The organism is Plantactinospora sp. WMMB334, assembly GCF_049179095.1.
Classification (GTDB): domain Bacteria; phylum Actinomycetota; class Actinomycetes; order Mycobacteriales; family Micromonosporaceae; genus Plantactinospora.
Window position 1 is genome coordinate 499365 of record NZ_JBMHME010000002.1, and the last position, 14094, is coordinate 513458.

Here is a 14094-nt window from a genome sequence, read left to right on the forward strand (position 1 = left end):
GTGGTCGTCCCGGCCTGTAGCCGGTGGTCGTCCCGGCCTGTCAGCCGGTGACGGCCGGCTCGGTGCTCGGTGTGGCCGTCGTCTCGCCGACCGGGATCGCGCTGCCGTCGACGTAGTCGTCCCAACTCATGTTCCAGTCGGTCCAGCCGTTGCCGTTCTGGAGCTTCCGCTCGGTGCCCTTGACCACGATCGGGTCGCCGACCCGGGTCTGCTCGAAGAGCCACTTCGCGTTCGCCATGGACATGTTGACGCAGCCGTGCGAGACGTTCGTACGCCCCTGCGAGGCGACGGACCAGGGCGCGGCGTGGATGAACTCGCCACCCCAGGTGAGCCGCTGGGCGTACTCGATGTCGGTGACGTAGCGGTTCTCCGGGTTCGGGTCGTCCCTCGTGTCGAAGACGGTCTTCTTGAGCTTCTCGATGACCACCATCGTGCCGCTGGAGGAGGGGGTGCTCTTCTTGCCCAGGCTCACCGGGATGGTCTTGATGACCTTGCCGTTCTTGGTGACCGTCATCTTCTTGGACTTGTTGTCGACGGTCATGATCACTGCCGGCCCGGTCTTGATGTCGACGGTGAGGTCGGCCCTGCCGTACCAGCCGTCGCCCATCGGCAGCCCGCCGGCCTGGATCTTGTAGAAGATCTTGCTGTTCGCCTTCCAGTAGGTCTTCGGGCGGAAGCGCACCTCGGTCGGGCTGACCCAGTGCCAGATGCCCTCCTGGGCCGGGGTGGCCTTGACGGTCATCCGGCGCTGCACGTCGTCCCGGTAGTCCTCCGGGATGGCCCGGCCGAACTTGACGATCAGCGGCATGCCGACCCCGACCGTCTGGCCGTCGCCGAGGAAGCTGGTCACCCGGACCTGGTTCTTCGGCTCGGCCATGGTGGTGAAGGTGTTGGTCACCGTCGCCGGCCTGCCGTCGTCGCCGGTCGCGGTCACGGTCGCGGTGTACGTCGTACCGTATTCGAGCGCCTCCTCCGGGAGCCATGTCCCGGCGGGGGTGAGGGCGCCCTCGACGGCCTCACCGGCCGCGTTCTTGAGCTCGACGGTGGTCTCGACGGCGTCCTTGCTGCTGAAGGTGATCTCTGCGGCGGCGGGGACGTCCTTGGCGTCCGCGGCCGGCGCGGTGATCTCGGCGGCGGCCTTCGGCTTCTCCTCGGCCTCGCTGCCACCCTGGAAGGACGGGCCGCCGCCCTTGTCACCGTCGCCCGTGCAGGCGGTCGCGGTGACCGCAAGGGCGGCGGCGAGCAGGACCGAGGCGAGCATCCGGAGCGGCGCAGGTCGGCGCCGCGTCGCGAAACCCCGGCCGGAGGTACGACGGATCAACTGATCTCGGCCTGCTTGCATGATCCCCTCACAGTGCTGGTTTTCCCACAGCTCTACCCACTCGGTCCCCGAAACCATCCTCTTTCACAGACGCTGGTGAGCAAGTTTTCGTTTCCCGCCGTGCGGTAGAACACCATCAGGCAGGGGCGATTGGTCCGTTAGCGTCGTGAATGTCGGTGGCGCTTCCCGGGCCGTCCCGTCAGGTGCCGAGGTCGGCCGGGACCGGCAGCGCGCTGCCCTTGACATACTCCTTCCAGGGCAGGTTCCAGGCCGTCCAGCCGTTGCCGGCGGCCAGCTTGCGCTCGGTGCCGCTCACCGTCACCGGGTCACCGGTCTTGGTCTTCTCGAAGAGCCAGCGGGCGTGCGCGGTGGAGACGTTGACGCAGCCGTGCGAAACATTACGCCGTCCCTGGTCGCCCACCGACCATGGTGCGGCGTGGATGTACTCCCCGCCCCAGGTCAGGCGCTGGGCAAAGTCGATATCGGTTACGTAACGGTTCGCCGGGTCCGGGTCGTCGCGGGTGTCGAAGACCGTGGACTCCTTCTTCTCCATCACCACCATGGTGCCGCTGGAGGAGGGGGTGCTCTTCTTGCCGAGGCTCACCGGGATGGTCCGGACCAGCTTGCCGTCCTCGAGGACCGTCATCTTCTTGGTCCTGTTGTCGACCTTCATCTCGAACCGACTGCCGATCTTGGCGGTCGCGCTGCGGTCCACGTTGCCGTACCGGCCGTTGCTCAGCGGGATCCCCTCCAGGCCGATCCGCACGGAGAGCTTCGTGCCCGGCTGCCAGTACTCCGGCGCGCGGTAGTAGGCCTGGGTGCCGTTGGAGACCCAGTGCCAGGCGCCCGGCTGCGGCGGGTCGGACTCGACGAACATCCGCTGCTGCACCTTGGCCCGGTCCTTCTTGGGGATACCCGGCGAGAACTCCACCACCACCGGCATGGCCACGCCGTAGGTCTTGTCGTCGAAGAGGTAGAGGCCGGAACCGATCGTCGACTTCGGCTTGGCCATGGTGGTGAACGAGGTCGTCCTGGTCTCGGTCTGCCCGGACGGAGAGGTCGCGGTGACCTGGGCGGTGTATGTCTTGGCATACTTCAGCGGCGCCGCCGGCACCCAGGAGGACCCGTCCGGCCGCATGGCACCCTTGACCGCACCGCCACCGGCGAGGGTCAGGGTGACGTCGTCGATCGTGCCACCCTTGACCCGGGTGCCGATCTCGACGCTGACCGGCTGCTTCTTGGCGCCGTCGGACGGGGTGACCGTGAGGTCGATCGGCTCGGCCGGCGGTGCTGGCGTCGTGCTCGGGTCCGCCGCCGCGCCGTTGCCCCCCACGAACTGCGGTTTCTCCTCCGCCCCGCCGCCACAGGCCGCCATCCCCAACGGCGTGGCCACCGCGAGAGCGACGATCATCGCCCAGTTGCGCGTGCTCCTGCCCATCCCCACCTCGGTCCACTCGAATCCCGGGAGACATCGTGCCCTATCGCGGCCACAGTTATGACCCCGGATGCCGAAACTTATGGGTAGATTGTCCGAGTTGCCTGGGTCGGCGATGGTCACGGTGGCCGGAAGGGGAACTGGTTGGAGCCCTTCGGCGGGCGCGTGTTAGGGTTTCTCCCGTTGTCAGCGAGCGCCGCTAGCTCAACTGGCAGAGCAGCGGACTCTTAATCCGCGGGTTCGGGGTTCGAGTCCCTGGCGGCGCACCAACGATCAAGGCCCTGACCTGGCGCTACTGTGCCGGTCGGGGCCTTTTTCGCGTATGCCGGTGGCGGGTGGTCGCTCGGTGGGTGCTCGGGAGCCGTTAAGACGCCCTCACGCTCTGAACAGGGAGCGGTGTCGGTGGTGGGTGGTGGCCCGTCTCCCGGCGGGACCACCGTCGAGCAGCATGACAGGCCTCGGGTCGTGGTCACCGGCCCCTGGTCGGCCGATGGCGCCGTCCGCAACGGCACAGAGGTCGATGAGTCGACCGGCCGCTCACCCTGGCCGGCTGGCCGCACGGCGCGCGGGTAATCGTGCGTCGGGACGATCACCCGCGCGCCGCCCCAGCTGTCGCTGTTTTGAAGAACGCGACAGCGGGCGTTACACCGCATTTGCCACCAACACCAACGTCGCCGTCCTGCAGTCGCTGGGAAGCCGGCTGCCCCGTCCAGATCGTTATGGTCAAAGATGCTCTGGTCGGCCCCGGCAGAGACGCCAAAAGGTCGTTATACGCCGGGCGCCCACACCAGCACTATACGCATCATCGTATCGGCCACCGCCCCGCACTGCCTGGTCCGACCAAAGCGGCTCCGTCGCCCGTGCGAACCCAACATCTCGACGACCCCGGTTTCATATTAGATGAATGCGCGCCTGACTCGTGAAACCCACATCATGACGGTTTCATGGTCACCTTTCTTGATGAGGCGCATATGCGAAAGGCGGTTGCGGATCGGAATAACGTCTTGAGCGAACCGCTGCCATGACATATTGTCGAATTTTAGCCCGCCGAACGCTGATGACTGTACAATCTCGAGCAGTTCGCCTAATGAAAGCCATTCGATTGGATCTCGTAACCCCCCGACGCTGGTTGCCGTGACGTTCACGTCATTGCGTGCCCTCTCCAGTACTCGGGAAGCCAGATCGCCATGCAAGACTTGCCTGCGCCACCGACTTCCAAACTTAGAAAGGGCCGCTCGCCGGAGGTGGCAACGAATGGTCCGCTCAATGAACCAAAGGCCGTCCGAGACCTGAGCAAGTTCCTTCTGCGGCTCAACTACGTCAGCAAGGACGTCCGCAACGGCTTCTGAAAACTCGTTTAGCCGTTGCGGAACCACGAACTTCGGGCTTGTGCCTTCGACGTATGCAAGTCCCGCCCCTCGAAGTGCCTCGAACTCTCGAGGCTCGAGAAGATCTAGGAATTCGATGCGAGACTCCACTTCGAACAGCACATGATCTAGAGCGGCCAGTACTCCAACGCCTATTTCCTGAAGTGCATCCCGAAAAACAGTCGTAATCTCTGCCTCGATTCCGAATCCTATGCCAGGGAGTGGGAATCCAGGAGAAGCGCGTCCTTCATCTGTGCATTCGTTTTCTTCCAGGAGTGGTATGCAAAAGAAGGAGGCGTCCTCAATTAGCGAGCTGCCAACGGTGGGGAAGTAGGAGACACGGGGAACGGTCGACACCAAGCAGACCTCGATACCCCTATCGAGCTCCTGATCAACGCGTTGTCGAAGTTGGCCAATGGTCAATTGGCCAACGATTCCGGTAGGCGCAAAGCGCTCAACTTCGACTATGATCAAGGGACCTTGACGGGCATCATCGTTGGGAGCCTCACTTGTGAACTCTACCGCTGTCACAACCGAGCCGCCGAGGCTAGTCACGAGGAGCTCTCGAAGCGGCGTGAAAGTGGCGCCAAGCTGTGCAAAGACGAGTTTGTGACGTCGCAGACGCGACCGAAGGGTTTCCGCACGTATAGCTGCAGCAGGTTCAATTCGTCCGATCATAGCAGGTGCAACACCGGAGTAAGCTCGTACGCGTCATCGGTCTGCTGCACTAATCCCAAGCTAATCAAGTGGCCAAGGGCCAGCGGTGCTGCTTCGGCGATTGTAGGGAATTCCGTAGGCTCTTCCCGAAGAATCTCTAGCAAGTACGCCTCATCTTGATAGTAGCGTTTGATGTGGTTGAGCATCTCTTGCATGTTGCCTGCAACGAGCCGTCGCCATGGTTCAAGTGCACGTAGAACGTCAGTTCGCCGGATCTGCCTGTGAAAAACGTCAACGGGCAAGTCTTGAACCACGGTCGACGCCAAGTGCCGGTATAGGAATGCGTGTCCCCCGGATGCATCAAAAAGCGCTTCAAGAGCGCCGCCATCGATACTTATGCCCATTTTCCTACCGACAGAGTTAGCTAGGTCATCGGCCTCGTGGCGCTCGAAAGGTGCCAGGAAATTTGCCTTGGCCCAAGAGAAGAGTGGGTTGGGGCGTCCATAGAGTCGGCCACTTTCGATAATAGAGCTCGTTAGGCCAGAGAGTAGAAACGTGAAGTTGCCGTTCTCTTGCACCAGACTTCGTAGTACGCCAAGGAACTGTGCTATGGAGGTCATGTCGCCTTCCGCGACATCAATCCGGTCAGATGGCGTTAAATACTCGATCTCGTCCAGCATGAGCACAACCTTCACGTCCTCGCTGTTGAGGCGGCGCAAGATCGTCTGAAATCCGCGCTTAAACTCGGGAAGGCTAAAATTTGAAGGTAATGCGGTTAACTCTTGGCTTCTGAGTTCGCGACTCCTTAGCTGCGAAAGCAGATCATCAACCAGATCCTGAAGAAGGTCGGGAACGGGGTCTGCGGGCGGTGAGGGTAGGCTCTCCAGATCCCTCAGGACAATGATCGTTTGCTTATTATCCAGGGTTTGAGCCAGCTCGAATAGAACACTTGTCTTCCCGGACTTCCTTAGTCCAAATAGTCCGGTGACTCGCTGACTTCTTACGTCTTCGCGGAGGCTTTGTAGGAGCCTTCGTCGGCCGAAAAACCGTTCGCCGCGGACTGGGGTGGTTTCGTAGAATAGGTCTCGCGAGAAGATATAATCCCGGAAAAGCGAAATGAGCGAGATTGGGTCTCCGTTTCCTGGTAATTCGAGGGGTATTGCCAGGAAGTTTCCGGAAGACCAATCGTCAAGTTTTTCTCGTAGTCGCTCGTCTGGTGCCCAGAAAAACATCATGTCTGGTGTTACTTCGCGCGGGAGATTCGACAGGGATTTCTTGGCGGCGTTGAAAGTCCTAATCTGCAAATCGCGATATGGGCTATAGAAGAAGAGAACTTCTCTCGTGAGTCCGAAGGCGGCCTCGATGGCGCCACTGAAGCGCACTAGGGCGATGCCGCACTCCTCTGATCCTGATGGTCCGCCCACTCTCGCGAACACGAATTGCGACCCTAGGGCGGCTAAGGACGTCTGGTGATCGACTGTGACAGAGAACTGTTGTTTCAGGAGGGTGAGATGGTGCAGGACATCCGGATGGGTTGATGCGCGCACCGCGCCGGATCGCCAACCTGAGTGCCCAGCTTGTGCTTGTGTTGCCCGAGATATGCCTGCGGGATGCCCCATGGCCTCTCGCACCCTCAAGATCGTCGAGCCTTCAAGAGTGCTCGAAGCACTCTTTGCAAACTCACCCAGATCTGCGAGCTTCCTTAGTAAAGTTTGCGACGATATGCCGAGCTCCTTGGCAAGCTCGTGCACTCGAACTCTCAACTGAGCCCACCCTCTCGAGGAGGTGAGGCAAATTGGGCACTGCCCCAAATGCGGTATCGACGATGTCCCACCTCGGAGGGTCTGGTCGAGATGAAGACTCGACAGAGACTAGCGACAGTGAGGAGCTTTCGCTAGCGCTCTCAGGCGTCGGGGTGCGTCGGCCCGCTACTTGATCCTGCTTGGCATTTCGTCCCAGACATGACTATTTGGGTATTGTTGTACCCGAAAGCGACCTCGTCAGCTCATCGAGATAGCGGCTGTGAATTACAACCTCAAGATCTGCGGTGGTAAGAAGGCCATAGCTCTCGAGGAAGCTGCTGCGGAGGTCCGGGCGCATAGGCCAGACGCGGGTGGCGAGGCGTACGAGGTCGCGGGCGGGCAGGTCGTAGCGGCTGTGCTCGAAGTCGATCAGATGAACGACGCCGTCGTCGTAGATCATATTGCGGGGCATGAAGTCGAGGTGGCATGGCACGGTCGGTAGCGGGGCGAGGTCTTGGAGGGCTCGCATGTGGGCGCGTACCTCGGCTCGGTAGCTGGGCGTAATGCGCGCTCCGGCTTGGTGGAGCCAGTACTCGGCGCGTTCGGCGAGCCAGGCTGTCCAGTCCGGCTCCAGCCGCGGCGGCCGGGCGTCGTGGAGCGTCCGCAGTAGCTGCCCCACCTGGCGGTAGGCGTCTCGCTCAGCCTCGGGATTGAGCTTCCGCTGACTGAGTGGGATACCTGGCAGGGCGGTGATGACGATCGCGGGCGGATCGTCGGTTGCCGCGAGTAGGCGGGGCGCCCGGTCACCGAGGGCCCTGACCCAGGTCCGGTAGGCGTGTACCTCCTGCGTGTGCCGCTTATGGCTGCGATGGGGTTTCACGATCACCTCGCCGTGCTCTGCGGTCGAAGCACAGAGCACCTGAGGCCCGGCATGGCCTGGGTGCCACGTGACGGGTACCGCGTCTGTGTCGAGGAGACGCCGGCAGAGTTGCAGAAGATCGGTGGTGCTCATCGTCAGAGTTCGATGTGGCGGGTGTCGTTGTGGGTGACGAGTTGCCAGATGGTGCGGCCGAACCGGTTGGTTGGGCGCTGCCATCGGGTGACTGAGGCGTGGTCGGTGACGAAGCCGAGCCGTAGGCAGGCGTTGTGGGGGAGTGCGAGGAGTAGGTGGTTGGCTGCCTCGATGGTCTCGCCGTGGGCGGCGATGAGGATCTTTTCGCCGTCGTGCCGGGCGAGGATCTTCTGTAGGGCTCTGGTTGCCCGGTCGAGGTACTGGTTCCAGGTTTCGGACCCGTTGGCGTACGGCATGTCCGGGGAGTGTTGTGGCGGACCCTGAAAGGCGGTCTTGATGTCTGCCCACGGACGACCGTCGGCATCACCGTGGTCGACACCGCGAAGGTCCGGCTCGACGTTGGCTGGCACGCGGAGTGCCTCAGTGATGATCTCGGCGGTTTCTACCACCCGACGCCGAGGCGTGGAGTAGAAGACGGAGTAGGGGCGGCCATCCTGTTCCGCGGTCAGCCGGGCAGCGAGCTGGGTGATCTGATGGCGACCCTGGTCGGTCAGTCCGGTGCAGCCGCGTTCGCCGCCGACGATTCCGGTGACGTTGCAGGCGGCTTCGCCGTGGCGGGCGATGACGAGTTCGGTGGTTGGGGCCATCGGTAGGGCTCCTTCAGGGCGGTCACGTCGGTGTGAACGGGTCGGGCCAGGGTCGGACGGTGGGCCACGGGTGCCGGTATCCGTTGGTGCCGAGGTACCGGACGGTCAAGAGGTGGTGCATTTCGGCGTACTGCCGCAGCTCGTCCAAGTCGCAGAGGTTCGGCGCGATCGCCGCTCGGTATGCATCGACGCAGCTCATGAGGGTCTGCTGGCAGAGTCGGCCGTACGTCATCGAGGCGGTGACGAGCAGGCCGGCCAGGTCGTAGCCGAAAGGGGCGAGGGTGAGGTCGTCGAAGTCGACGACGGCGACGTTCTCTCCCTCAACGAGGTAGTTGCGGACGTTTGGGTCCTTGAAGAAGGCCGCGGGCCGGCCGGGCCGGTCGAGGACGGTGTCGAGCGCGGCCAGGTCTACGCCCGTGAGACGGGCGGTCCGATGCAGCGCCTCCCGACGCGGCCCGGTGAAGTCGGGAAGTACCAGCCCGGTCGACGTGGCGTGGGGTTGGTCGAGGCGCGCGGAGTGCAGCTCTCTCCGGTACGCGGCGTTATGCAGCCGACCGAGCGCGGACGCCACGCGAGGCAGATCGGACACCTCGGGTGTCCGGCCCGGCAGTCGCTCGAAGGCCAGGTGACGACTCGTCCGTCTGACCAGATGCGGGAGGCGGACCCCGGACTTCAGCGAAGTGAACCAGGCGTAATGGGCCGCCGCTGCCGAGCAACGTTGTGGGTCGTCGTACCGCTTGAGGAAGAGGTTACTGGTCATGGCCGTGCTGCCAGGGCGTAGCTGACGGTGGACCGGGTCGGATACGGCGGCGCCGGCAGCCGTTTCCGGAGGATCGCGGCCAGGTCGGCTGGCCCGCCCACAGGGTGGATTCTGTATTTCGGGGTCGTGGCGAGGTATCGGGCGAGGTGCGTGGCGTCCGCGAACTCGAAGACGTGCTGCTCGTGCAGGACATCGAGCACGGCGAGATGAGTGGCGGCGATGTTGACCAGGTTGCCGCTGTGGAAGCTCTCGTAGAGGCTCGGCTGGCTGACAGCGTCGGGGTCGAGGTTCGCTGCTTGGACGAGATGATCGAGTTCGGCGTAACTGTCCAGCGACTTGGTCACCAGGACGGCGACACCCCCGGGACGGAGGCAGCGGGCGATCTCCGCGACTACGGCGGCCGGCGTGGTCGAGTGATAGAGACAGAACGCGGCTACCGCCGCGTCGGCCATCGAATCGGGCAACGGTAGGTGGTGGAAGTCGGCGCAGACCGTCGAGCCGACCTCGTCGGCCTGGGCCAACCGGGTCTGGACGGTGTTCAGCAGCGCGGCCGAAGCGTCGACCGCGATAAGCCGTCGAGGGCGGAGACCGGCAGCGATCCGGAGCGTGGTGGTGCCCCGCCCGCAGCCGATGTCGAGCACGACCGCACCGGGCGAGGTCCGCTGGGCGAGCAGGTCCACGACGACTTGGGCGGCGTTTCGCCCAACGATCTTGGCATGGTGTAGCGCGCGGGTGCGTTCCGCGAGCCGGTCGTCGGTGCAGTACAGGTCGCCGTGGACCAGCGCGGGGTCGAGGAACGGGTTAGCCGACACCGGCCGCCTCCCGTCCCGGCCCGGTTACGTCATCGGCTGGGCCTGTTGCCGTAGCCGGTCGACCAGTCGGTTGGCTTGCCTGCGGCTGCGCAGTGAGATCAGTCGGACGTGCGGCCCGTGTTCCCGGATGAGGGTCTCGACCCGGGGCCGCATGGTGCGTCGGTAGCTGAGGATGTAGCGGACGAAGTTCCAGGTGATCCGGTCGTAGACGCCGTCGGCCTGGTGCTGGCCGCCCCGGTAGCGCCAGCGTCGTTGAGCGATGCCCCAGAGACAGGTCAGGGCGGATAGGTCGAGGAAGATCACGGTATCGGCGGCGGCCAGCCGGATGGGTAGAGTGCCGGCGTAGTTGCCCTCGATGACCCACCGCTCGCTGGCCACGAGCTTCTCCTGCTGGGCAGCGAACTCGTCCTGGGGCAGCGGGTTCCACTGCGCGTCGTAGTAGATCGAGTCGAGGTGGGTCAGCGGCGCGTCGAGGATGCGGGCCAGTTGCCGGGCGACGGTGGATTTGCCGCTGCCGCCGCAGCCGATGATGGCGATCCTGTCCATGGTCCTCCAGGGTAGGCGCGGGACGGGGTGATGTCGGGCGGACACGGCGGCTCATGACGGCACCCGGTCCGAATGACGCAGAAGATGGTCGAGTACGTCGAGTTGGGCGGAGAGCCGGAACGGGGCGAGGCGGCGCAGGCAGTCGGCGATCAGGTTGGTGTGGTCGTTGGTGCCGGCGATTTCGGCAAGCCAGCCGACCCGGTCCCGTACGTCGGTGGCATTGGTGACGTGCAGACTCGCCGGTACGAGTCCGGCGGCGCCTCGGACGGTGGTAGGCAGGAGCGGGGCGCAGCCGGCGAGTATCGCTTCGAAGATCCGTTGGGTGATCTGGCCGACACGGGCGTAGCGGTCGGGTAGCAGCAGCACGGTGGCGAGGGCGTTGGCGTGGATCTCGGTGACCTGCGGGAACGGGACCCGGCCGATGAAATTGAGATCGGGCCAGCGGTTGGTGTCGGGCCACTTGCCGGCGATCAGGTGGGATAGCTGCGCGGCAGCGGGAGCGAAGAAGGTGTCGAACGCGTCGTCGCGGTCGTACTGGTTGCCGACGTATACCAGTGGGGTCGGTCGGGGATGGGCTGCGAGTGCGGCGGGATTGGCGGTGTCGATGGCAGCGTCGGCGATGGGGAAGAGCAGCGACACCGTCCCTGGGCTCGGGTGCAGCGCAGGCTCGCAGATCGTGACGTGGTTGAGCTGGCGGAGCGAGGCATGCGGGTCGAGCTGTCGGTCCTTGTCCCAAATGATCGTCGGGATGCCGAGTTTGAGGGTGTAGTGGGTGCGGAGTTCGGCTTGCCGGTGTAGGTCGCAGGTGTGGCCGGGCCGGCCGCAGGGCATGGTGTTGCGGCCGGGAATGGGCCAGCGCCACTCGAGAAACAGGACGTCGATGTCGGGCAGGCCGGCATCCCACCGATAGGGCTCGGTGAGGTTGTTTCCGGCTTCGTCCAGGTCGCGGTTGCGCTGGAGGAACATGATGTCGTGGCCGGAGTGGCGTAGTCCGTCGATGAGTGTGCGGCGGTGGCTGCGTCCGCCGTCGGGGGTGTCGAGGATGCCGGGGCCGAGGAATCCCCAGAAGCTGTAGCCGATCAGCACTTGGTCACCCACCAGCCTTCGATGAGCAGAGCGTCCAGGCCGGTCGCGGTGAGGCAGGCCAGCGCCATATCCGGAGTACCGCAGATTGGTTTGCCCTTGACGTTCAGCGACGTGTTGATCAGGACTGGGTGCCCGGTGATCTGGCCGAACGCGGTCAGGACGTCGGCGAGGAGCGGATGCTGTGCGTGGGTGATGGTCTGCACCCGAGCGGTGTCGTTGGCGTGGACGATCGCGGGTAGGACAGTGCGGGTCAGGTCGGTGACGGGGGCTGCGATGGACATGTATGGCGAGGGTTGACGCAGCTGGACGTAGTCGGCCGCCTTGTCAGCGAGGATGACCGGGGCGAACGGCCGGAACGGTTCGCGGAACTTCACGGTGGCGTTGAGCCGATCCACGACGCCGGGTGAGAGGGGTGAGGCGAGGATCGACCGGTTGCCCAGCGCGCGTGGCCCGGCCTCCAACGGGCCGGCGAAGAGTCCGACAATCGCCCCACTGGCGAGCCGCCGGGCAAGGTGGTGGACAGGATCGTCCAAGCGTTCGGCGGCCAGGCCGGGGCGCGGTTCGTTGTGCAGGGTCAGCTTTGGGTACGCCGGGCCGAGGTAGCAGCGCTGTTCGACGCCGGTGGGTGGCCGGCCGGTGGCGTCGAGCCAGGCGGCTGCTGCCGCGCCGATTGCGGTGCCGGAGTCTCCGGGCGCGGGCGGTACGTGCACCTCGTCGACGATGCAGGCTCGGGTGATGAGTCCGGCGGCGACGCAGTTCATCGCCACTCCGCCGCCGAGGCAGAGCAGGCCGGATTCGGTGAGCCGGGTGGCTCGCCGGGCCAGGTGCAGCATCACCTGCTCGGTCCGTTCCTGGAGTGCGGCGGCCAGGTCGGCGTGCACGAGTTCGACCGGTGCGCCCGGCAGGCGTGGCGGGCAGGTGGCGGCTGCGAATGCCGGTGTGGTCCGGCCGTACCGGCTGGAGAGCACCCGCAGCGGCAGCAGGGTCGGATCGAGGGTGAAGCCGTTCTGGGTGAGGCGGATCGCTCGGCTCATGAGGCTGTGGAAGCGTTCCGGGTTGCCGAGCGCGGCCAGTGCCATCACCGTGCCTTCCTCGTCGCCCCGACGCCAGCCCAGGTGCTGGGTGACGGAGCCGTAGGCGTAGCCGAGCGATGCGGGGTCGTCGACCGCGTCGTGCAGGACGAGTCGGAAGGGCCGTGCGTCGTGCTGTGCGGCGTGCCAGATGGTGGTGGTCTGAAGTTCGCCGAGGCTGTCCACGATCAGGACGGCCGCGTCGTCCACCCCGGCGGAGAGGAACGCATAGAGGGCGTGCGCGCGGTGGTGCTGTATCGGGCGGAGCCGGGCGTGTGGAAACCGTCGGGACAAGTCTCGCATCCTGGCCTGGTAGCGGCGGCGGACGGTGAGGAAGCTGCGAGCACGGGGCACCGCCCGGGCGCGAGTCACGGAAGCGGCCAGGTGCGCGGGCAGTTGACCGAGCGCGGGTAGGTAGCGGCGGCCGTCGAAGTTGTACGCGACCGTCGTCACCTGGTCTGCGGTCAGCCCGGCCTCGGCCAGCAGCCAGGCGACGGCGTTGGACGGGTACGCCTTGCTGTGCTTGACCCCGTCGAGTCGCTCCTCTTCGGCGAAACCGATCAAGTATCCGTTGACCAGGAGCGCGGCGGCCGAGTCGTGTGTGTACGCGCACAGGCCCAGCACGACGTCGGCGTGGCGGCTGTCCGGTCGCGCCCTCATCCTCGTGCGTCCTGCGTGGCTGTGGCGACGGCCGGGGCGAGGTGGTCGTACCAGCTTGAGAGGGCGTGGCCGAGTGGGTCGGGGGTGGCGGCGGCGAGCTTCCGCGCCTGGTCCCGGTCGCCTGCCTTCCAGGCTCGGTAGCTGCTGAGGGTCCGGCCGAAGGCGTCCCAGGTCGGCCCGTCTTCTGAGTCGGTGGCGCCGAAGATCACGCGTTGGAGAAGGGTGTCCAGGTCCGGCCACGACACGGTGACCGGCGCCAGTTCGGCGTCGCCGGGCAGACCGTGCAGGCAGGCGGCGGCGGCTTCGGTGTTGTTGGCATAGAGGTGCAGGGAGTCGACGTGGTGGTGGTATTCGCCCAGGTCGACGCCGAGCCAGCCGGCCATCAGCTCCTGAATCAAGGTCGTGGTGAAGATGTCGTAGGGGAAGCCGAGCCACAGGTCCTGGCTGCGCATGCTGGTGTGCATTTCGAGCCGGCCCTGGCGGATGAAGAAGCGGTAGCCGAGGGTGCAGGGCACGTCCCGGTATCCCCGGTGGTCGCGGGACGGGTCGTACAGCTGGATCACGGCTCGCCGGGTGTCCTGGTCGGCGTGCAGTTGGCGTCGTACGGCGTCGAGTTGGTCGACCGTGGCGTCGAGCTGGTCGATCCGGCCACCCCATCGACGCAGTCGTGGGCCGTAGGCGCCTTGGAGCATACCGTCGTCGGCGTACCGGCGGAGGTTGTCGTTGTAGTCGAAAATCCATGGGTCGTCCGAGCCGGAGAGAATCCACAGCGCCTCGGCAACGGCGAAGGCCGGGTTGATCACGCGGGCGGGTGGTACGTGGACGATCCGTCGTCGGGGATTCGTCAGGCAGAGGTGGGCGCCGATGACCTCGGTGGTGGCGTGGTCGCGTGGGGATGCGGCGTGACCGTTGAGTAGTACGGCCTGACAGGCGGCGGTGAAGAGTTCGCTGGCCGAGTCGGCGGTGAGAACGATCATGG

General features: G+C 65.1%; 12 protein-coding genes, 1 tRNA gene and 1 pseudogene. 1 reads left to right on the plus strand and 13 read right to left on the minus strand.

Features of this window, described 5'->3' with window-relative positions:
* Positions 1 to 40 precede the first annotated feature (40 nt).
* Positions 41 to 1342, minus strand: a complete 1302-nt coding sequence (locus ACN27G_RS02150; protein WP_421491094.1) for an Ig-like domain-containing protein — start codon at positions 1340 to 1342, stop codon at positions 41 to 43.
* A 178-nt stretch (positions 1343 to 1520) separates the two neighbouring features.
* A complete protein-coding gene (locus tag ACN27G_RS02155) occupies positions 1521 to 2759 on the minus strand; it encodes an Ig-like domain-containing protein (protein WP_421491095.1) in 1239 nt (412 codons plus the stop codon).
* Positions 2760 to 2949: 190 nt separating this feature from the next.
* Between ACN27G_RS02155 and ACN27G_RS02160 the strand changes: the two genes are divergently transcribed.
* Positions 2950 to 3025: transfer RNA gene (locus tag ACN27G_RS02160), tRNA-Lys, on the plus strand.
* A 627-nt stretch (positions 3026 to 3652) separates the two neighbouring features.
* Here the strand turns inward: ACN27G_RS02160 and ACN27G_RS02165 are convergent.
* The 11 genes and pseudogenes from ACN27G_RS02165 to ACN27G_RS02215 form a co-directional block, all read right to left on the minus strand.
* Positions 3653 to 4654, minus strand: coding sequence for a hypothetical protein (locus tag ACN27G_RS02165; protein WP_421491096.1), 1002 nt, complete (start codon positions 4652 to 4654; stop codon positions 3653 to 3655).
* Positions 4655 to 4797: 143 nt separating this feature from the next.
* Complete coding sequence (locus ACN27G_RS02170) at positions 4798 to 6216, minus strand: AAA family ATPase (protein ID WP_421497617.1); 1419 nt, start codon at positions 6214 to 6216, stop codon at positions 4798 to 4800.
* 234 nt (positions 6217 to 6450) lie between these two features.
* Positions 6451 to 6531 (minus strand): annotated as a pseudogene (locus ACN27G_RS02175) (translation initiation factor IF-2 N-terminal domain-containing protein); the annotation flags it as partial.
* Positions 6532 to 6745: 214 nt separating this feature from the next.
* Positions 6746 to 7534 (minus strand): phosphotransferase enzyme family protein, encoded by a 789-nt coding sequence (locus ACN27G_RS02180; protein WP_421491097.1) that lies wholly within the window; start codon positions 7532 to 7534, stop codon positions 6746 to 6748.
* Between the two features lie 2 nt (positions 7535 to 7536).
* Entirely contained in the window at positions 7537 to 8181 is a 645-nt protein-coding gene (locus ACN27G_RS02185) for a histidine phosphatase family protein (protein WP_421491098.1), read from the minus strand.
* A gap of 22 nt (positions 8182 to 8203) precedes the next feature.
* Positions 8204 to 8941: a phosphotransferase gene (locus ACN27G_RS02190; RefSeq protein WP_421491099.1), complete on the minus strand. Its 738-nt coding sequence runs from the start codon at positions 8939 to 8941 to the stop codon at positions 8204 to 8206.
* Positions 8938 to 9753, minus strand: coding sequence for a class I SAM-dependent methyltransferase (locus ACN27G_RS02195; protein WP_421491100.1), 816 nt, complete (start codon positions 9751 to 9753; stop codon positions 8938 to 8940). Before ACN27G_RS02195 ends, ACN27G_RS02190 begins: the two co-directional genes overlap by 4 nt.
* A 24-nt stretch (positions 9754 to 9777) precedes the next feature.
* The gene (locus ACN27G_RS02200; protein WP_421491101.1) at positions 9778 to 10299 is read right to left on the minus strand and encodes a topology modulation protein; all 522 of its coding nucleotides are present in this window, start codon (positions 10297 to 10299) and stop codon (positions 9778 to 9780) included.
* Between the two features lie 51 nt (positions 10300 to 10350).
* Positions 10351 to 11397, minus strand: coding sequence for a hypothetical protein (locus tag ACN27G_RS02205; RefSeq protein ID WP_421491102.1), 1047 nt, complete (start codon positions 11395 to 11397; stop codon positions 10351 to 10353).
* On the minus strand, positions 11379 to 13115 hold the full coding sequence (locus ACN27G_RS02210) for a carbamoyltransferase (RefSeq protein ID WP_421491103.1): 1737 nt from the start codon (positions 13113 to 13115) through the stop codon (positions 11379 to 11381). The genes ACN27G_RS02205 and ACN27G_RS02210 overlap by 19 nt, the downstream gene beginning before the upstream one ends.
* The gene (locus ACN27G_RS02215) at positions 13112 to 14092 is read right to left on the minus strand and encodes a thymidylate synthase (RefSeq protein WP_421491104.1); all 981 of its coding nucleotides are present in this window, start codon (positions 14090 to 14092) and stop codon (positions 13112 to 13114) included. The genes ACN27G_RS02210 and ACN27G_RS02215 overlap by 4 nt, the downstream gene beginning before the upstream one ends.
* Positions 14093 to 14094 lie beyond the last annotated feature (2 nt).